Genomic DNA, 20,138 nt, shown 5'->3' on the forward strand with positions numbered 1-20,138 from the left:
GACCCATCTCATAGCGGATTGCTCCTTTCATTAAATCTTCATGCGAAGATTTAATAATATGCGGTATTAATCTCCCTTTCGGGAGGCTATCCCCCACTATGAGGCAGGTTATCCACGTGTTACTCACCCGTCCGCCGCTAGAAACAAAAGTTTCTCGCTCGACTTGCATGTGTTAGGCACGCCGCCAGCGTTCGTCCTGAGCCAGGATCAAACTCTCAATTTAAAAGTCTGATTTTAAGCTCATGCTTTATTTATCAAAAGAATTGCTGGTTATTACCTTATTCTCTGTTTAATTTTCAAAGACCAATCATTTCGCTGTCATCTGACAGCTTTTATAGTTTATCAAGATTTATTTGTTTTGTCAACAACTTTTTTATTGGTAATTTTATATACTCTATAAAGTTATTGACTAAACATTGTTGTCGCTCTCAACGACGTTTTTTATGATATCATGAGATAAATTAGAATTCATAAGAAAAAATATTTATTATATTAAAATAAATTCATTATTCTTCATATTTCTTCATTATTCTAATTAATTTTACAATTGATACACCCGGCACTGGAGATTATATAAAAAAGATACTATCAAAAAATACGTAAATATTTTTTATAAATAAAATATGACTAACTTATAAATTGTTACATAATTCAAATTATACCAGGTGTATCTCCATATAAAATAATTAGTATTAAAGAGAAAAAAAGATTTTAATATAATTTTAATTAATGATGTTATATTAAAAAGTTATTAAGTTGTAAATTAATTCTCACTGTATATTTATTTATAGTGTTTCTAAATTTTCATTACAGCTATATATAGTGCTCAAATATTTAATAAAAAACTTTTGTAATATAATTATAAAAGTTTTTATAAATTATTTACTATCTCTTTAAATTTATTTCCCCTAACTTCAAAGTTTTCAAACATATCAAAACTTGCACAAGCTGGAGCCAATAAAACTATATCTCCATTTTCTGATTCATCCTTTGCCTTATATACAGCATCTTCAAAAGAGTCTGCCATAATAATAGGTAAATTTAAATTCTTTTTAGAAATTATTTTTTCAAAAGCAGATTTTATTTTATATTTTGTAGCCCCTAAAAGTATTAACTTTTTAATATAAGGATACCCCTCTTGTGCAAGAGGCTCAAAAGGAATTTTTTTATCATATCCACCTGCAATTAATATTATAGGTTTCCCAAAAACTTTAATATCTGCAAGAGTTCTAGATGGACTTGAAGCAATAGAACTATTATAATATTTCACTCCATTTATTTCTCTTACAAATTCAATTCTATGTTCAACCCCTTTAAAAGTATAAGCTACTTTTTTCATACTTTCTATTGATACATCTTCGCTTAAAGCACAAAATGCAGCAAGATAGTTTTCTATATTGTGCATACCTTTTATAATAATTTTATCTGCTTTACATACTTTATTACCCATTAAATAAAGTATTCCATCTTTATAATAAGCACCTTCTTTAATTTCTTCTTTAGTACTAAATTTTAAAACTCTGCCCTTAGCTTCATTTTCCATAGAATTTGTAATTTCATTATCTCTATTTAGAACCAATATATCATTTTTATCTTGATATTTAAAAATATTTTTCTTAGCATCTACATATTCTTCCATGTCCTTATGAATATCTAAATGATTAGGACTTAAATTTGTTATAACAGAAACTTGTGGTGATACAGTCATAGTCATAAGCTGAAAACTAGAAAGTTCAAGTACAACTTTATCAGTTTCTTTAATTTCTTCAATTTTATCAAAAAGCGGAGTACCAATATTACCTCCTACCCAAGTTTTATATCCTTCTTCTTTTAATATATTATAAATTAAACTTGTAGTGGTTGTTTTCCCATCACTACCTGTTACGCCAAATATCTTTGCAGGACAATATTTTATAAATTCCTCCATTTCAGAAGTTATATATGCTCCTTCTTCTTTAGCTTTTATCAATGAAGGACTGTCAATTCTCATAGAAGGTGTTTTAAAAATAACATCATAACCTGTTAAATTATCTAAATAATTATCACCAAGAATTAACTTAACTCCTTTTTCTTTAAATTCTTTTCCTATTTCACCAAGCTGATTTTCATTTTTTTTATCAAAAGCACTAACCTTTGCATCTAAATTTAATAAAAATCTTATAAGCGGAATATTACTAACTCCTATTCCTACAACAGCAGTATTTTTCCCTTTTATAAATTCTTTAAATTCTTTAAAATCTTTTTTCACCAAATTTCCTCACTTCCATAATAATAAAAATAATTCTTTTTTAATTATACCATTTTCTTATCAAATTACATACTCTAAGTTAATAGTATGATTATATAAATATTTATGAAAAAGATAGAAGAACCATTGGAAGTAAATCAAATTGGTTCTTCAGCAATAGCCTGTAAAATGGATCCTATGAGAAGTAAAATATATGAGAGGTAAAATAATAGAAGTATGATGCTTTAAGATATAATGTTATCTATTAAAAATGCCTATTCCTTAGATTATTTATTTATATATTCAATTTATTCAAAATCAAATATAAAAACGAGTAAAAATACTTACTTTTTATATTATTTTACTAGGTTATATTTAATTTTTATATTGTATATTTATATATAGAATTAATTATATGGAGTTAGAAAAATGGCATTTTTAACATTAATTTTAACTTGTCCTTTAGTTTTTATTTCTAAATTTAAAAAGCAAGAAAATGAAGAATATTATAACTATAAACTTTTAGGTATTTGGTTTTTATGCCAATTATACATAACTTTTAATAACAGTTTTAGATTTCCATTTGGTATAATACTAGCATTATTAGTTGTTTATAAAACAAAATTTAATAAAACATCTAAGTTTATTGCTTTAATTTTAGGAATAATGAGTTTATTTATTAGTTCTATAGTTTATTTAATATTCTCAAATTAAGTTGAAATTTGTCGAAATTATGAGAAAATACTAAAAATAAAAACTTTTATGTTAGGTATTGTAAATTTAGCAATATATATGCTATACTATTAACGTGCCGTAAGGAAAACATTAATATAATTCCCCATAATTTAATAACATATAATATATCCCCATGATAAACCCCATTTAGTGCCGAGCGACCCCATGCTCGGTATTTTTTTTATTTTATAAAGTCTTCCACAGCTTTTATAGAAGGTAATGAACTTATAGCTCCTTTATTAGTAGTAGTTAAGGCAGCTACTGCATTTGCAAATTTAAGCATTTCTTCCATTTCAGATTTGCTTATATTATTTATGTCTATATTATATTTTGAAAGTTTATATAAAAATGCTCCTATAAATGAATCTCCAGCTCCAGTAGTATCTATAACTTTAACATTATATCCTTCTACATTTACTTTACTATTATTAAAATAAGCTGAAGCTCCATTTTTGCCTTTTGTAATTATAAGGATTTTAATATTTTTATAAGATAAAAGGTAGTTAATAGCCTTTTCTTTTTCTTTAATACTCGTAATAAATTCAAGTTCATCTTCACTTATTTTTACAATGTCAGCATATTTTAAAAATTCATTAATAACTTTTTTATATTCTTCATGATTTTCCCATAAAGGAAGTCTTATATTAGGATCAAAAGATATTAGTCCGCCTATTTCTTTCACTGCTTTAATTGCTGCTATATGTGCTTTTTTAACAGGTGCATCTATAAGACTTACAGAGCAAAAATGTAAAATATCTTCTTTATTAAACCAATTTTTATCTATTTCGTTTTCCTCTAAAAGCATGTCTGCACTAGGATTTCTATAAAAAGAAAAATCTCTGTCTCCATCTTCTTTTAATGAAACAAAAGCAAGAGCAGTATTAGCTTTATTAGTCCTATATATGTATTTTGTTTCTACTCCTGTATCTTTTAAAGTTTCAATAAGAAAATCTCCAAAAGCATCAAGTCCTAGTTTCCCTATAAAAACGCTTTCACCTCCAAGTTTAGAAACTGCAGCAGAAACATTAGCTGGTGCACCTCCTGGAGCTCTTTCAAATGAAGATACAGATTTTAATGCTACTCCCTTTTGTTCTGGAATAAAATCAATAAGTGCCTCACCAATAGTAAAAACTCTTCCCATTTTAAAACCTTCCTAACTTTTTATTTTATATTTATTATATATATCATGCATTTAAACTAAATATATAATAGGTAAATATAGAACAGTAAAATAATAACCCAATCATTAAATATATATTTTATTCTTAGAACAGATAGGATTATTATTTTACTAAATTACTAAATTTTAAATTTCTTTATATCTATTATTATGAGATTTCAATTAAAATTCTAATTTTTCTTCAATAAATTTTTCAATTTCATCTATATTTATTCTGATTTGATCCATTGTATCTCTATCTCTTACTGTTACTGTGTTGTCATTAAGTGTATCAAAATCTATAGTTATACAATATGGAGTTCCTATTTCATCTTGTCTTCTGTATCTTTTACCTATACTTCCTGCTTCATCGTAATCTACATTAAATTTCTTTCTAAGTTTGTCATAAACCTCTAAAGATTTTTCTGAAAGTTTCTTTGAAAGAGGTAGTATTGCTGCTTTAAATGGTGCTAATGCTGGATGAAGATGAAGTACAGTTCTTACATCTCCGTCTTCAAGAGTTTCTTCATCATAAGCATCACATAAAAATGCTAATGTAACTCTATCTGCACCAAGTGATGGTTCTACGCAATATGGAATATATTTTTCATTAGTTGTTGGATCTAAATAACTCATATCCACTCCTGAATGTTCAGCATGTTTTTTAAGGTCATAGTCTGTTCTATCAGCTATTCCCCAAAGCTCGCCCCATCCAAATGGAAATAGAAATTCTATATCTGATGTTGCTTTACTGTAAAAAGATAATTCTTCTTTAGCATGATCTCTCATTCTTAAATTTTCTTTTTTCATTCCTAAGTTTAAAAGGAAATTCCAGCAATAATCTTTCCAATATTTAAACCATTCTAAATCTGTATCAGGTTTACAGAAAAATTCAAGTTCCATCTGCTCAAATTCCCTTGTTCTAAATATAAAATTTCCAGGAGTTATTTCATTCCTAAATGATTTACCTATTTGAGCTATACCAAAAGGTACTTTTTTTCTTGAAGTTCTTTGAACATTTTTAAAATTTACAAATATACCTTGTGCAGTCTCTGGTCTTAGGTATACTTCTGATTTTGCATCTTCTGTTATTCCCATAAAAGTTTTAAACATAAGATTAAACTTTCTTATATCAGTAAAATTTTTCTTGCCACATTTAGGACAAACTATATTATGTTCATCAATATAATTTTTTAATTGTTCATTAGTCCATCCATCAGCACTTGCTACTTCTATTCCATTTTCAGTCATATAGTCTTCAATTAATTTATCAGCTCTAAATCTAGATTTACATTCTTTACAATCCATAAGTGGATCAGAAAATCCTCCAACATGTCCTGATGCTACCCATACTTCTCTATTCATAAGTATTGCAGAATCTATTCCAACATTATAAGGACTTTCTTGTACAAATTTTTTCCACCATGCTTTTTTAACATTATTTTTAAATTCAACTCCAAGAGGGCCATAATCCCATGAATTTGCAAGTCCTCCATAAATTTCTGATCCTGCAAATACAAAACCTCTATTTTTAGCAAGTGCTACTATTTTATCCATGGTTTTCTCTACTGCCATTTATTAGTACCTCCTATTTGCTTATATGTTTATAATAATATATAATTGAATATTTTTAATTTAACCAAAGTAATCTATTACTTTACATTATATATACATTGAATTTTAAATAATTAATTAAATATATAAATTATGCCGCAAAAGTATTTTTCTTAAAATTGACCACTATATTTTAAAGTAAGTCAATAATGAATATACTACTTCATTGTTTAATGGAAATTTATTTAAAACTTATTGTAGTTTAATCAATATATAATTTTGATATATTTTTAACTCATTTAATTATTTAACTAATTAAATTTATATAAATTTAAGCCAATTTCATCACTAAATTCTCTATCTACTTTTCCATCAATAGTATCTATTATAATTTCTCCAGTAGCACTTATTACAGCTGAGTTTAAATGTCCTCCATAAATTTTATTTTCTTCATCAGCAACATCAATATGTAGATGTAAATACACCTCTCCATTCATAGTAGAAACATTTCCTAAAAGGCATGTCATTTCATAATCACCTTTTAGTTCTATTGAATGATATTCTTTAAGAGATGGCTTAAATAATCCAACCTTTACATTACTTACGGCTCCAATTCCTTGTATTGAACCTAGTGTTATGTTTTCATCTTGGCAAAGTTTCTTTAAAGTTTCAATAATTTCTTCACCTTTGTTAAGTCTTACTATGTATTTATTCCCAAATTTCCTAAATTCCATAATATTTTCACCTTCCTAAACAAAATGCGTAATAATAAAAATATAATTTTATTTTTATAACTATATAAGTTACTTATTTTTATTTATTATTATATCCTAAGTATAATAATAATTCCAATACTTTTAATTTATGTATTCGCAAAAATGATTCTAAAAATTTTAAACGTTTTAAAACAAAAAAACTGAAATATAGTTAAATAAACTGAAATATAGTTAAATAAACTGAAATATAGTTAAATAATTAAACAAAAACTCTAGGTTTTTAGCCTAGAGTTTTTAATTTATTCATCAAAAAATAAAAATGGCTCCGTGGAGAGGACTCGAACCTCCAACCCTTCGGTTAACAGCCGAATGCTCCGCCATTGAGCTACCACGGAATATCTATTACATGTGTAATTATATCATAAAATAAAAAAAACACAATATATTTTTAAATATTTTTATTGCATTTTATGATTAATTTATGATAATGTCCTAATATGCAACTATTTTTATTAATAACTGTACAAAAATAATTAAAAAGGCATCATCAACTTAGTGCTAATATTATAAAAATTTTGGAATATTTTTTTAATGTTTTTATTGTATTGTTAATAATAATATTTATTATTATAATTATTATTATAACTTATACAAGATAGGTTATAAATTAAGAATATTTTAAAGAAATGAGTTGTTATTGTTCGATTGAAAATCTATATGTTTTCTATGAAATGTTACAACTACATTATACAAGGGAGGATATATAATTGGGAAATAATGATGTATATAAAACATTATATATAGATAAAAATGGTAATGAAATTGTTTATAACCATTCTAAGTTCGTAAAGGCAGTTGATAATTTAAATAATTTTGTTGACAGTAGAATAAAATCAGTTAATACGAAAATAACTAAAGAAGAGGCTTTTAGAAAGCTTAAAAAACTATATGAAAAACTTGATATTGCTTCATCACCTGCTGCTGAGGTAGCATCATGTAGACAAGGTTGTGGTCATTGTTGTAAACTTTTGGTTTTAACAAGTAAGCTTGAAAAAGAATATATAGATGAATATTTATCTTCTCATTACTCTGAGGAAGAAATAAATAAATTTAAAGAAAAAATTAAAAAACATAAAGAGCTTTTATCTAAAATAATTGTATATAGAGATGGAAGCTTTAATAAAGATATAAAAAATGAATATCTATCTTGTAAAATTCCATGTGCTTTTTTAGATGAAAATGAAAATTGCAGTATTTATGAAGTTAGACCATTTATATGCAGAAAATATTTAGTTTTTGATTCTCCTGAAGTTTGTTCTGCTTTAACTAAAGATACTACTCAATATTATTCTACTTTTCAAACAACTGTTAAAGACGCTATAATAAAACTTAATCAATTAACATATGGTACTGATTATGAATATAAGCATTTACAATCATGGTTTATTTAGTAAATCAATTTTAAAATAATTATTTTAAAAAGACAGAAATATCAAAAACATTTTGCTATTTCTGTCTTTTATGTATTTTTTATATAATATTTTTATTTATCTCCATAAATGTTTAAACTAATTCCTTTATTTAAAACCTGCTTTGCATATTCTTTTGCTCCAAATAAAGATAAATCTTTATAGTTTCCACATTCTACTTCACTTCTTGCTGGCACTTCTTTAGCATCTAAAACTTTTTTTAATGCATTTTCTAATCCTGTCTTTATTTCTGAAGTTTCTTTATCTCCCCACATTATTAAATAAAAACCTGTTCTACAACCCATTGGAGATAAATCTATAACTCCATCTAATTCTTCTCTTATAAATCCTGCTAATAAGTGCTCTAAAGCATGAATTGCTGCTGTACCCATAGCCTCTTTAGTAGGTTGTGTAAATCTTAAATCATATTTTGTTACTTTATCTCCATTTTCCCCTATCATTGTAGAACATTTTCTTACATATGGCGCAACTAATTTTGTATGGTCTAATTGAAAGCTTTCTACCTTTACCAAAACAATTACCTACCCTTCTTCAAATGCTTCTATAATTACACGTTATTATTTTTAAATATAAAAGTACTGCGTTTTATATTATCTATTATTAATTAATTCTTTTGTATGATTAAAAACCCATTCAGGTGTAATTTCTTTTTTCCTTGCTACTCCTGTTTTTATAGCAGCTTTAGCTACAGCCTCAGCAACTTTAGGTGCAACTCTTAAATCAAATGCATCTGGTAATATATAGTCTTCTTTAATTTCATCATCACTTATAACGCTAGCTATAGCTTTAGCTGCTGCTATTTTCATTTCTTCATTTATCTCTCTTGCCAAAACATCTAAAGCACCTCTAAATATTCCTGGAAATGCAAGAACATTATTAATTTGATTTGGAAAATCTGAACGTCCAGTTCCTATAATTTTAGCTCCAGCTTCTTTTGCTTCTTTAGGATAAATTTCTGGTATTGGATTTGCCATAGCAAAAATCATAGGATCTTTATTCATTGTTTTAATCATTTCTTTAGTTAATGCTCCTGCAGCAGATACTCCAATAAACACATCTCTTCCTTTTATAACATCAGATAAAGAACCCTTTATATTATATGGATTAGTTATATCAGCAAGCTTTTTCTTTGCACTATCTAAATTTTCGTTATCCTTTGATATAGCACCTTTTCTATCACATACAACTATATCTTTAACTCCCATAGATAAAAGAAGTTTTGCTATTGCAGTACCAGCTGCACCAGCTCCATTTATAACAACCTTTAAATCGCAAAGTTTTCTATCAGTAAGTTTAAGTGCATTTATTATAGCTGCAGCAGTAACTACTGCAGTTCCATGTTGATCATCATGAAATACTGGAATATCACATATTTTTTTTAATTTGTCTTCAATTTCAAAACACTCTGGAGCTTTAATATCTTCAAGGTTTATTCCTCCAAAGGTTGGTTCCATAAGTTTTACTGCTTCAACTATTTTATCTACGTCTTTTGTATTTAAACATATAGGGAAAGCATCTATACCTGCAAAAGATTTAAATAGTATAGCTTTCCCTTCCATTACTGGCATTCCTGCCCCTGCTCCAATATCACCTAATCCCAATACTGCTGTCCCATTAGTTACAACCGCTACTAAATTTCCCTTTGATGTATAATCATATATTTTATTATAATCTTTCTCTATTTCTAGGCATGGTTCTGCAACTCCTGGTGTGTATGCAAGAGTCATATCATCTCTAGTTTTTACTGGAACTTTGCAATGAAGAGCTATCTTTCCTTGATTATCCTTATGCATTTTTAAAGCTCTTTCTTTTAAATCCATTTAAATATCATTCCCTTCGCGTAAAGTTTTTATTTTAAATTTTATAAAAAGCAACTAGTTTAAACCAGTTGCTCTATAGTAAATATTATTGTTGATTTGGTTTCATAGTTGGAAATAATATAACATCTCTAATTGAATAAGAATCAGTTAAAAGCATAACTAATCTATCTATACCTATTCCAAGTCCGCCTGTTGGAGGCATTCCTGTTTCTAAAGCACTCATAAATTCTTCATCTATTACGTAAGCTTCATCATCTCCAAGCTCTCTTTCTTTAGCTTGCTGCTCAAATCTTTCTCTTTGAACTATAGGATCATTAAGTTCTGAATAAGCATTACATATTTCTCTTCCAAAAATAAAGCCTTCAAATCTTTCTGTAAAATTTTCATTTCCTCTTTTTTTCTTAGTTAAAGGTGAAATTTCAACAGGATAATCCATAAGGAAAGTAGGTTGAATTAAATGTTCTTCCGCATACTCTTCAAATAATGCATTTAAAACATCTGCCTTTGTACAATCCTTTAATTCCTTCTTAAATTCAAGATTTTTTTCACGAGCTATAGCTTGAGCCTCTTCATCTGTTTTAATTTGATTAAAATCTACTCCTGCATATTCCTTAACTGCATCTACCATAGTAAGCCTTCTCCATGGAGGAGTTAAGTCTATTTCAGTTCCTTGATATGTTATCTTTGTAGTTCCATTAACTTTTTTACAAACATACGCTGTTAAATTTTCCATAAGTTCCATCATGTCATTATAATCAGCATAAGCTTCGTATAATTCTATCATAGTAAACTCTGGATTATGTCTTATGTCTATACCTTCATTTCTAAAATTTTTACCCATATCATATACTTTCTCAAATCCACCAACAATAAGTCTTTTTAAATATAGTTCTGTAGCTATTCTTAAATACATATCTATATCTAAAGCATTATGGTGAGTTATAAATGGTCTTGCGGCAGCTCCTCCTGCTATTGGTGAAAGTATAGGTGTTTCAACTTCTAAGTATCCTCTATTATCTAAAAATTCTCTTACACTTTTTATAATTTGAGTTCTTTTTATAAAAGTATCTCTTACATTTTCATTCATTATAAGATCAAGTTCTCTTTGTCTATATCTTAAATCCGGATCTTTAAGTCCATGCCACTTATCTGGTAGTGGTTTTAAAGACTTAGAAATAAGCTGGAAGTCCTTAACATGTACAGAAATTTCTCCTGTCTTTGTTTTGAATACAAAACCAGTAACACTTATCCAGTCTCCTAAGTCAAGACTTTTAAATTCCTTTAATCTTACTTCTCCAACATCATCTATTTTTATGTAAATTTGAAGCCTTCCATATCTATCTTGAATATGTGAAAATCCAGCTTTGCCTTGAACTCTTTTAGACATAAGTCTTCCTGCAACTGTAACAGTTTGATTTTCTAAAGTATCAAAATCATCTTTTACTTCTTTTGATGTATGCGTTCTATTCACTTTATAAACATCAAATGGATCTTTCCCTTGAGACTTAAGATCTGCAAGTTTTTGTCTTCTAAGCAATACCTGTTCATTAAATTTAGCCTCCTGCTGCTGAAAGCTTAATTCATCATTTGCCATCTATTTTTCCTCCTTTTATAGTGCCTTAGGGCAGAGCAACTTAAATATAGGTTATTCTGCCCTTAATATTATTATACCACTCTTATTTCAAGAATTTCATATTTAGTTACTCCATCTGGAACTGGAATTTCTACTATATCTCCAACTTTTTTACCAATCAAAGCTTTTCCTACTGGAGATTCGTTAGATATTTTATATTCCATAGGATTAGCTTCTGCTGAACCAACAATTGATAGTTCAATTTCTTCATCAAATTCGTAATCTTTAACTTTAACTATGGAACCAACGCTTACCTTGTCTGTAGATAAATCACCTTCATCAACAACTTGGGCGTTTTTTAACATATTTTCTAATTGAGCAATTCTGCCCTCAACAAAGGCTTGTTCATTTTTAGCTTCATCATATTCTGCATTTTCACTTAAATCCCCATACCCACGGGCAACTTTAATTTTTTCTTTTATTTCAACTCTTTTTATTGTTTTAAGATATTCTAATTCTTCTTCTAATTTTTTAACTCCTTCATAAGTCATTATAAATTTTTTTGAATCTGCCATTTTTTTCTCCCCTTCATGATTTTACTAATAATTCCCTTTAAATGTGCCTAATTTAAATAAAGTATATTGACACATAGAAACATTATTACTATGTTTTAATATAAACAAGCCAATCATTTAAGTTAATATTATAAATCAGCCTTTATATAATGTCAACAGCTAGAAATTTTTTATTTCTTCATTAAATTTTATTTTGTCTAAATATATCCCATTATATTTTAATGAAGCTTCTATATCATTTTCATTCATTTGACTTAAAATAGCTCCCACAAGTTCAAATCCCAAATTTATATCTTTTATATCCCAAGGTACTGAAAAACTTATATCATTTATTGCTAAGTCTTTATTTGTGCTTGGCAGAAATAAATTATCTATGTACCATACTAAATTATCTATTTCTAAATTTTTTGAACTTATTACAAAGTCTGATTTTTTTAAAGCATATTCTACATCATTAGTTACTATAGGAGATATACCATAATTTGCGATAATATACTCTCTTAGATTACTTGTAAAGGTTATATTGTTAGATAGCAGTATACAGTATTTACATTCTTTTGATAATTCATAAATTATATGTTGGTTTATATCTTCTGCAGCATCATATACTACTATACAAGATGATTTTATGCTTTTATTTTTCAATCTAAGTATAAGTTTTATGCTGTTTACAACTCCATATGCAAAAAGCTTTTTCTGAAAATCATTTAAAAATTGAAAGTCAAGATACCTATAAGTTTTTAATGCTAAATATGGTTGTCTTTTTTTTATATATTTTTTAGCTATTTGTATGTTGCGTCTATAAGCTTTAGGATTAAAATTAGGAGGAAGTTTTACACAAGCTATTTTTAAATCAAGCTCTTTTATAAAACTCTCCCCCTCAAAACTTGTGTGAAGCCTATCTTTTACCTTTCCTAAAAAGCTTTCATCGTAATAAGCTTTTTTTATATCTGTATTTACATACACAATGGGATTCATTTTTAACCTCGATGGACTTATTTATAATGATATTATATTTAACTATATTTAAAAAAATTACTTTATTTTTAATTTTTATGTAAAAGATTTGCTATATTCTTTCAATATTTTAACCACATTCTCTGCACTTTTTTCTGTATTTATTATATTTTTAATCTCTGTACAATTTAAAAGACCTTTTATATACCAAGAAATATGTTTTCTCATTTCTCTTATTGCTTTATTTTCACCAAAATAATAAAGAGCAAGTTCAAAATGCCTTATAGCTAAATTTATTTTTTCACTTGGAGTTGGATAAATTATATTTTCTCCATTAAGCGCCTGGTTTATCTGTGTAAATATCCATGGATTTCCCATAGCTCCTCTTGCTATCATAATTCCATCACAGTTTGTAAATTCAATTATTTTTAAAGCATCTTCGGCTGAAAAAATATCCCCATTTCCTATAACAGGGATTTTAACACTTTCTTTAACCTTCCTTATTATATCCCAATCAGCCTTACCTTCATACATCTGTTCACGAGTTCTGCCATGAACAGTTATAGCATCTGCCCCTGAATCTTCCATAACTTTAGCAAATTCTACAGCATTTATTTCTCTATCGTTAAATCCTTTCCTAAATTTAACTGTAACAGGTTTAATACTTGCCTTTTTTACTTCTTTTACAATATCTGAAGCTAAACTTGGATTTCTCATAAGTGCAGATCCTTCTCCATTTTTTACTACTTTTGGAGCAGGACATCCCATATTTATATCAATAAGAGATATATCTTCATTATCATTAAAATAATCACAAGCTTTTGCCATTATATAAGGATCATTACCAAAAATCTGAACTCCTATAGGTTTTTCTTTTTCTGAAACTTTAAGCATATCTATTGTATTTTCACTTTTATAATATAATCCTTTTGCACTTATCATTTCTGTATATACAAATCCGCATCCCATTTCTATACAAAGGCCTCTAAATGCTATATCTGTAACTCCAGCCATAGGTGCTAAAAAAACATTATTTTCAAACTCTAGATTAGCTATTTTCATTACATCACCATTTCTTTATTTTTTTCATATATAATCCTAAGTCCTTCTAAAGTTAAATATGGTTCAACCTTTTCTATATATTTGGAATCTTCACTTATTAAATTAGCCAATCCTCCTGTTGCAATAACTAAAGGATTAATTTCTCCTAAAGCTTCCATTTCATTTTTCATTTTTTCAACTATATAGTCAACCAATCCAGTATATCCATATATTATTCCAGACTGCATACTTGTAACTGTATTTTTACATATTACGCTAGATGGTTTAGAAAGTTCAACTCTAGGAAGTTTTGCCGCCTTTTCAAAAAGAGCATCTGCAGAAATTTTTAAACCCGGACTTATAGTTCCTCCTAAATAATCTCCATTTTTAGTTACAGCACAAAATGTAGTTGCAGTGCCAAAGTCAATTATTATAATAGGTCTTTTATAAATCTCATGTGCAGCTACTGCATTTACAATTCTATCTGCTCCAACCTCTTTAGGATTATCATATTTTATATTTATACCTGTTTTTATACCAGGTCCTACAATAAGTGGAGTTAAATTGAAGTATTTTCTTATCATATGTTCTACAGTATACATAATATTTGGTACAACAGAAGATATAATAACTCCATTAACTTTAGTATAATCTAAACTTTTTTTCATAAATAATTCAGTAACTTGTATCCCGTATTCATCTGCAGTTCTTTTAAAATCTGTTGCAAGTCTCCAATCTGCAATTAAAGTTTTCCCTTTATATACTCCTAGAACTATATTAGTATTTCCAACATCTAAAACTAAAATCAAAATAAGCACCCCCTTAATGATACATATTATATTGTATACTCGTAAAATTATTTGTAAATATAAAAATAAATAATTTTTTATTTAATAATAGCTAGTATATCTCCAGTATTTACTGACTGACCTTTTGAAACTGATATAGAAATTACCGTACCCGAAATTGGAGAAACAATTTCATTTTCCATTTTCATAGCTTCAAGTATAAAAAGCAAATCTCCTTTTTTAATATTATCTCCTTCTTTAACATTTATATTTAATATAGTACCTGGCATTGGACAATTTATTTTTTCTCCTTCTTTTATATCATTATTTAAAATTTTTTCTTTAGAAATTACTGGTTTTGGAACTTGCATTGGTGATGGTTTGTAATTTCCCTCTCTATTACTTGATGAATTCAATACTTTAGATGGCCCATTAAAATCTTCCTTAGCCTCTTCAACCTCAACCTCATATCTATTTCCATTTACAGTTACATAATATTTCTTCATAATATAAAAACCTCCTTTTAAATTATCTCACTTCTTCTAAAAGTTCTACAATTCCTTCTTTTCTCCAAGTCGATTTAGTTCCATCAACTCTTTTTATACTTTTTATTTTAAGATTTGAATCCTGAATATCCATATAAGCTGATAAAGCTCCCATTATAGCGGCAACCAATTCTAACTGTTTTTCATCTTCATTAATCTTATTATCAGATAAAATTATATCAGAAGATAATTCTTCTTTTTCATTTAATGTATCGTATTTTTTATCAGATTTTATTTTAGGATATAAAAAATAAATAATAACCATTAAAATAATTATTAAAGCACTTATCACCAAAGAACCATTTAAATCAGGCATAAATTTTCTCTCCTTATATTTATCTCGTTTTTAAATTTTAAAGTTCCCCATTCTTTTGTGTTTATATTTCACAGTTAACTACAAACATAATTATAAATATTTTGTAGTTGTTAAATTAGTACACTTCCATACTTTTTAGGATAACTAATTTCTCTCTTACTTTGAAGCATATCTAAAATTGCAAACAATCTTATCCTAGATTCAGAAGGTAAAATAATATCATCTATATATCCTTTTTCTGCTGCTTTATAAGGATTTGTAATTTCTTCTTTATACTTTTTTATAATTTCTTTTTCTTTTTCTTTTGGATTATCAGAAGCTATTATTTCTTCTTTATATAAAATTTTTATTATATTTTCAGGTTCTCCTATACAAATTTTAGCATTAGGCCAAGCATATGTAATATCAAAAGATACCTCTTTACTTGCAAAGGCTAAAAAATTACTTCCATAAGCTTCTCCTATTATTAGAGCAATTTTAGGAATTTTGGCATCAGAAAGAGTGTATATAAATCTTGATAAAGTAAGAGCTAATCCATTTTTTTCTTCATCTAAATCTGTTTTTAATTCTTTTATATCAACAAAACTTAAAATTGGTATATTAAAGCAACTGCATAATTTTACAAATCTTATAAGTTTTTCAAAGCTTTCCCTTCCTAAACCGTTATTCTTTTCTATTTTATCTATAGCCATAATACCTACTGTAACTCCATTTAATCTTGCAAATCCTGTTAAGACTTCTTTTTGAAAATTTGAATTTACCTCAAGAAAACTATCCTTATCAAAAATTAAATTTATAACTTCATATATATCATAGTTTTCCTCTTTTGATATTTCATTAAGTCTATTTTCTACACTGCTTAATTCTTCACTAATGCCTAAAGGTGGAGTTTCTAAATTATTAGATGGTAGATAAGTTAAAATCTTTCTAACTGTACTTAAAGCTTCCTGTTCATTTTCTGCAGTAAATTGAGCCGTTCCATTTTTACTTATATTAAAATCAGTAGCATATTCATTTATATCTATGTATCTTAATTCCTTTGAAATTATTTTTTCTGGAGAGTTTATATATAATTCTCCATTTTTTTTAACTATTATTGTGAAATCACTCATAGCTGCACTAACTGATGCTGCTCCCGTACAAGGCCCTGCTATTACTGCTATTTGAGGTACAACACCAGAAGCTTCAGTATTTTTTCTTATTATATTTCCATAAGCTCCTAATACCTCAATTCCATTTTCTATTTTAGCCCCTATAGAATCAAAAATTTGTATTATAGGCGCCCCCATTTTAATAGCCATATCTATTATTCTGCAAATTTTATTACTGCCTGCAATACTTATACTTCCACCATCTACAGTATAATCTTGACTAAATACGTATACAAGTCTTCCATCTATTGTTCCATATCCTGTTACTACTCCCCCTCCATTATTTTCAACAAAAGATCCTATCTCTATAAATGTACCTTCATCTAAAAGATTTTCTATTCTTTCTCTTGCCGTAAGTTTATTTAAATTATGCTGTATTTCTATATTTTCATCTCCTCCTCCTTTTTCATTTTGCTTTTTAAAATTTATTAAATTTTCTATATTATCCAACCATAATTCCTCCTTTAATTATTATAAAATATTATAATTAAATATTTCTAAAAAATAGTATCAACAAATAAATAATATCATAAATGTTATCATTTATAAAATTCTAACTAGTATAAACATTACCATTTTATTTAATTTATACAATTTATACAATTTCATACTCTGTATATTAATAATATTCTTTAAATATAATTTATTAAATATAAAATATATTCTACAAAAATAACAGCAATAGGTTATAATACATCCTATTGCTGTTATTTTTAATTTAAAATATAAAATATATTTATTTAAAGTTTTCTAAAAGGTATTTCTCTGCTTCAGGGCACCATAATCCTTTGTTTTTGCTTACTATTTCAAATAATTTTGCAAAACGTTTATCTGTTTTCCCCTTTTCCTCAAAATCTTCAATAGCAGTAAGCTCCATATCTATATGAGTGTAGATAAGTTTTTTACCTCCAGGAATTTTAGGTAAATTAAGTGTAGTCTCAGCAACACAATTAAGTCCTCCTATATGAGTTACCATAACTGCTGGATTAATCCTTCTTTGTTCTGTAAGCTTTAATGATTCTATTAAATCATCAGTATTTCCACCTGTTGTTCCCATTATGTGAGTTGAAGCATAATGAACATTATAATAATTTATTTCACCAGAAAATTTAGTATCTGTTGGTCCTGCAAAGAAGTTTAAACATCCATCTCTTCCTAAAATTTTATCTGCTTGTTCAACAACAGATTTTACTGGTGCAAAAGCAAATACATCATCAAATCCTGTCCCTCCGCTAACCTCGATTAAATATTTTTCAGGATTTTCTAAATTTTTAGTATTAACAAATATTAAATCTACTCCACATTCTTTAGCCTCTTCTTTTGTAAATATTTCTTCTGCTCTTTTTAACCTGTTATCATCTACATCAGTTACAACCAAAAGTCCAGGTCTTCTATCACAGTGAAGTGCATAATCTATTGCACCAAGTCCCATTGGACCTGCTCCTGCAAGTATTGCTAATTTTCCACCTTCTTTTATGCCCATATGATGAACATATTTTCCCATTTCAGTATGATAATTTGCATGGAAGGCTCCAATTATACAAGACATTGGTTCAGCAAGTGAAGCCTCATAATATGCATCTCCTTTATAATTTAGAAGGCATCCAAGTTCCATTACTTCTTGAGGAATTATAGCATAAGTTGCATCTCCTCCAAAGTACATATAAGAATATCCAGGTGATGCCATACTCCCTTTATAATTTAGGGCTGGTTGCTGTGCAAATTTTGTACCAGGTTTAAACTGATTCTGCCATTTCTTTCCAACCTTTACTATATTACCTGCAAATTCATGCCCAATTATTATTGGATTTTCATGAACATCTTTTGGAACTCTTTTATGATTTTCTCCAAGTATTGCACATTTGTAAGTTGACATACAAATACTATCGGATATAATTTCTACTAATATTTCATCATCTTTTATTTCAGGAAGTTCAAATTCCTCTAATCTTAAATCATTTGCTCCATATAATCTTACAGCCTTAGTCTTCATAATCTCTACCACCTTTTCTTATTATATATTTAAATTTTACTTTTTTTTCTAATTCTAAAATATCTTTAAGTTCTGCAGGTTCTGTTCCAGATGTCATAACATTTGCAGCACTAACAGCTGTTGATAATACTACAGCTTTTTCTAAAGAATAGTTTCTTTCAATGCTTAGTGCTAAAGCTGCTACCATAGAATCTCCTGCACCTACAGTACTTTTAACAGGTACTTTAATACCTTCAGCATGAATTACATTATCTTTATCTATAAATAATCCTCCATCTTTGCCTAAAGATACAACAACTCTTTCAACTCCATATTTAAAGAATTCTTCAGAAGCTTTAACTATATCTTTCATGCTCTCAAGTTTTTTATTACAGAATTTTTCAAGTTCATGAATATTAGGTTTAACTAAATATGGACCTGCTTTTACTCCTTCTTTTAATAATTCTCCATCTGCATCCAATATAGTTTTTGCTCCCTGCTCTTTAGCCTTTTTTATCCAAACTGCATAAATATCTTTAGGAACGCCTTCTGGTACACTGCCTGATAAAATTAATATGCTATCTTTATTTACTACTTTAAAAATGCTTTCTTCAAGCCTATTTAAATCTTCTATAGATACAATATTCCCAGGTTCATTTATATCTGTATTTTTTTTATTGATACTATCTATAATTTTAAGATTTGTTCTTGTTTCTCCTTTAGTAAACACAAAATTATTTTCAATATTTAAAGAATTTAAATAATCTCTTATAAATTCTCCATTTTTCCCTGAAAGAATTCCAAGTGCTATGCTTTCTCCATTAAGGCTTTTAATAACTTTTGAAACATTTATTCCTTTTCCGCCTGCATCTAATCTTATAGATGATATTCTATTAACATCTCCAGCTTTAAAATCATTAATTTCTACAGTTTTATCTACTGCTGGATTTAATGTTACTGTTACTAATTTAATTTGCTGTAAAGGTTTCATAAATATAATTCACATCCTTTGTCGTTTTTAATTCTTGAATTTTGTTTTCATCTTCGCCTATTATAGTGGCAATATTTGAAAGTATATTAATATGCTCATCTCCAACACCTGCTATTCCAATAACAAGATAAGCTTTCTCTTCACCAAAATCTACGCCTTCTGGAAATTGAAGTACTACAATGCCGGATTTTTTAATAAATTGTTTAGCTTTTCCTACCCCATGAGGTATAGCTACACCATTACCCATATAAGTACTCAAATCATTTTCTCTTTCAATCATTGCTTGAATGTAATTTTCATCAACATATCCACTTTCTACTAAAAGTTTACCTGCCATTTTTATAGCCTCATATTTATCTACTGAAGGTAAATTAAGCTTAATATTGCTTTTTAATAATATTTCATTCTCTTTATTTTCATAATTAGTTTCTAACTGTACTTTTTTTTCGCATGAACTTTCCTTTTTGTTATTTAAACTTGAAAAAAATTTAAACCCCACGTTGAATTCCTCCTATATAGTCTGATTTT

Annotated in this window: 19 protein-coding genes, 1 tRNA gene and 1 rRNA gene; 2 read left to right on the forward strand and 19 right to left on the reverse strand. The window is 27.5% G+C overall.

Annotation, left to right across the window (positions count from 1 at the left end):
• Positions 1–223: ribosomal RNA gene (locus tag B5D11_RS08470) — 16S ribosomal RNA — on the reverse strand; the annotation flags it as partial.
• A 648-nt stretch (positions 224–871) separates the two neighbouring features.
• On the reverse strand, positions 872–2,248 hold the full coding sequence (gene murD, locus B5D11_RS08475; protein ID WP_078682610.1) for a UDP-N-acetylmuramoyl-L-alanine--D-glutamate ligase: 1,377 nt from the start codon (positions 2,246–2,248) through the stop codon (positions 872–874).
• Between the two features lie 408 nt (positions 2,249–2,656).
• On the opposite strand from murD, the gene B5D11_RS08480 reads away from it, so the two are divergent.
• Positions 2,657–2,941 carry a hypothetical protein gene (locus B5D11_RS08480; RefSeq protein WP_078682611.1) on the forward strand — a complete coding sequence of 95 codons (285 nt, stop codon included), beginning with the start codon at positions 2,657–2,659 and terminating at the stop codon, positions 2,939–2,941.
• Between the two features lie 202 nt (positions 2,942–3,143).
• Here B5D11_RS08480 and B5D11_RS08485 read toward each other — a convergent pair whose 3' ends face one another.
• From B5D11_RS08485 to B5D11_RS08500, 4 genes are all read right to left on the reverse strand, one after another.
• A complete protein-coding gene (locus tag B5D11_RS08485) occupies positions 3,144–4,103 on the reverse strand; it encodes an aminoimidazole riboside kinase (protein ID WP_078682612.1) in 960 nt (319 codons plus the stop codon).
• Positions 4,104–4,304: 201 nt separating this feature from the next.
• Positions 4,305–5,696 (reverse strand): glycine--tRNA ligase, encoded by a 1,392-nt coding sequence (locus tag B5D11_RS08490; RefSeq protein WP_078682613.1) that lies wholly within the window; start codon positions 5,694–5,696, stop codon positions 4,305–4,307.
• A 290-nt stretch (positions 5,697–5,986) separates the two neighbouring features.
• Entirely contained in the window at positions 5,987–6,409 is a 423-nt protein-coding gene (locus B5D11_RS08495) for a PPC domain-containing DNA-binding protein (protein WP_078682614.1), read from the reverse strand.
• Positions 6,410–6,711: 302 nt separating this feature from the next.
• Positions 6,712–6,786, reverse strand: a tRNA-Asn gene (locus tag B5D11_RS08500).
• A gap of 372 nt (positions 6,787–7,158) precedes the next feature.
• On the opposite strand from B5D11_RS08500, the gene B5D11_RS08505 reads away from it, so the two are divergent.
• Positions 7,159–7,842 carry a YkgJ family cysteine cluster protein gene (locus B5D11_RS08505; protein ID WP_078682615.1) on the forward strand — a complete coding sequence of 228 codons (684 nt, stop codon included), beginning with the start codon at positions 7,159–7,161 and terminating at the stop codon, positions 7,840–7,842.
• 92 nt (positions 7,843–7,934) lie between these two features.
• Here B5D11_RS08505 and B5D11_RS08510 read toward each other — a convergent pair whose 3' ends face one another.
• The 13 genes from B5D11_RS08510 to B5D11_RS08570 form a co-directional block, all read right to left on the reverse strand.
• The gene (locus B5D11_RS08510) at positions 7,935–8,393 is read right to left on the reverse strand and encodes an S-ribosylhomocysteine lyase (protein WP_078682616.1); all 459 of its coding nucleotides are present in this window, start codon (positions 8,391–8,393) and stop codon (positions 7,935–7,937) included.
• A gap of 78 nt (positions 8,394–8,471) precedes the next feature.
• Positions 8,472–9,701, reverse strand: a complete 1,230-nt coding sequence (locus B5D11_RS08515; RefSeq protein WP_078682617.1) for an NAD(P)-dependent malic enzyme — start codon at positions 9,699–9,701, stop codon at positions 8,472–8,474.
• Between the two features lie 85 nt (positions 9,702–9,786).
• Positions 9,787–11,295 (reverse strand): lysine--tRNA ligase, encoded by a 1,509-nt coding sequence (gene lysS, locus B5D11_RS08520; protein WP_078682618.1) that lies wholly within the window; start codon positions 11,293–11,295, stop codon positions 9,787–9,789.
• 71 nt (positions 11,296–11,366) lie between these two features.
• Entirely contained in the window at positions 11,367–11,849 is a 483-nt protein-coding gene (greA, locus tag B5D11_RS08525) for a transcription elongation factor GreA (protein ID WP_078682619.1), read from the reverse strand.
• A gap of 159 nt (positions 11,850–12,008) precedes the next feature.
• Entirely contained in the window at positions 12,009–12,827 is an 819-nt protein-coding gene (locus tag B5D11_RS08530; RefSeq protein WP_078682620.1) for a hypothetical protein, read from the reverse strand.
• Positions 12,828–12,902: 75 nt separating this feature from the next.
• On the reverse strand, positions 12,903–13,868 hold the full coding sequence (gene dusB, locus B5D11_RS08535; protein WP_078682621.1) for a tRNA dihydrouridine synthase DusB: 966 nt from the start codon (positions 13,866–13,868) through the stop codon (positions 12,903–12,905).
• Complete coding sequence (locus B5D11_RS08540) at positions 13,868–14,656, reverse strand: type III pantothenate kinase (protein ID WP_078682622.1); 789 nt, start codon at positions 14,654–14,656, stop codon at positions 13,868–13,870. Before B5D11_RS08540 ends, dusB begins: the two co-directional genes overlap by 1 nt.
• Positions 14,657–14,733: 77 nt before the next feature.
• A complete protein-coding gene (locus B5D11_RS12965; protein ID WP_078682623.1) occupies positions 14,734–15,141 on the reverse strand; it encodes a biotin/lipoyl-containing protein in 408 nt (135 codons plus the stop codon).
• A gap of 22 nt (positions 15,142–15,163) precedes the next feature.
• Positions 15,164–15,496, reverse strand: coding sequence for a hypothetical protein (locus B5D11_RS08550; RefSeq protein WP_078682624.1), 333 nt, complete (start codon positions 15,494–15,496; stop codon positions 15,164–15,166).
• 110 nt (positions 15,497–15,606) lie between these two features.
• The gene (locus B5D11_RS08555) at positions 15,607–17,097 is read right to left on the reverse strand and encodes an acyl-CoA carboxylase subunit beta (RefSeq protein WP_078682625.1); all 1,491 of its coding nucleotides are present in this window, start codon (positions 17,095–17,097) and stop codon (positions 15,607–15,609) included.
• Between the two features lie 286 nt (positions 17,098–17,383).
• The gene (locus B5D11_RS08560; protein ID WP_078682626.1) at positions 17,384–18,640 is read right to left on the reverse strand and encodes a zinc-binding dehydrogenase; all 1,257 of its coding nucleotides are present in this window, start codon (positions 18,638–18,640) and stop codon (positions 17,384–17,386) included.
• Positions 18,630–19,610 (reverse strand): 1-phosphofructokinase, encoded by a 981-nt coding sequence (gene pfkB / locus B5D11_RS08565; RefSeq protein WP_078682627.1) that lies wholly within the window; start codon positions 19,608–19,610, stop codon positions 18,630–18,632. The genes B5D11_RS08560 and pfkB overlap by 11 nt, the downstream gene beginning before the upstream one ends.
• On the reverse strand, positions 19,588–20,109 hold the full coding sequence (locus B5D11_RS08570; RefSeq protein WP_078682628.1) for a PTS sugar transporter subunit IIA: 522 nt from the start codon (positions 20,107–20,109) through the stop codon (positions 19,588–19,590). The genes pfkB and B5D11_RS08570 overlap by 23 nt, the downstream gene beginning before the upstream one ends.
• Between the last annotated feature and the right edge of the window lie 29 nt (positions 20,110–20,138).

Origin of the sequence: Clostridium sp. USBA 49 (genome assembly GCF_900167505.1) — a bacterium.
GTDB classification, from domain to species: domain Bacteria; phylum Bacillota; class Clostridia; order Clostridiales; family Clostridiaceae; genus Clostridium_AT; species Clostridium_AT prolinivorans.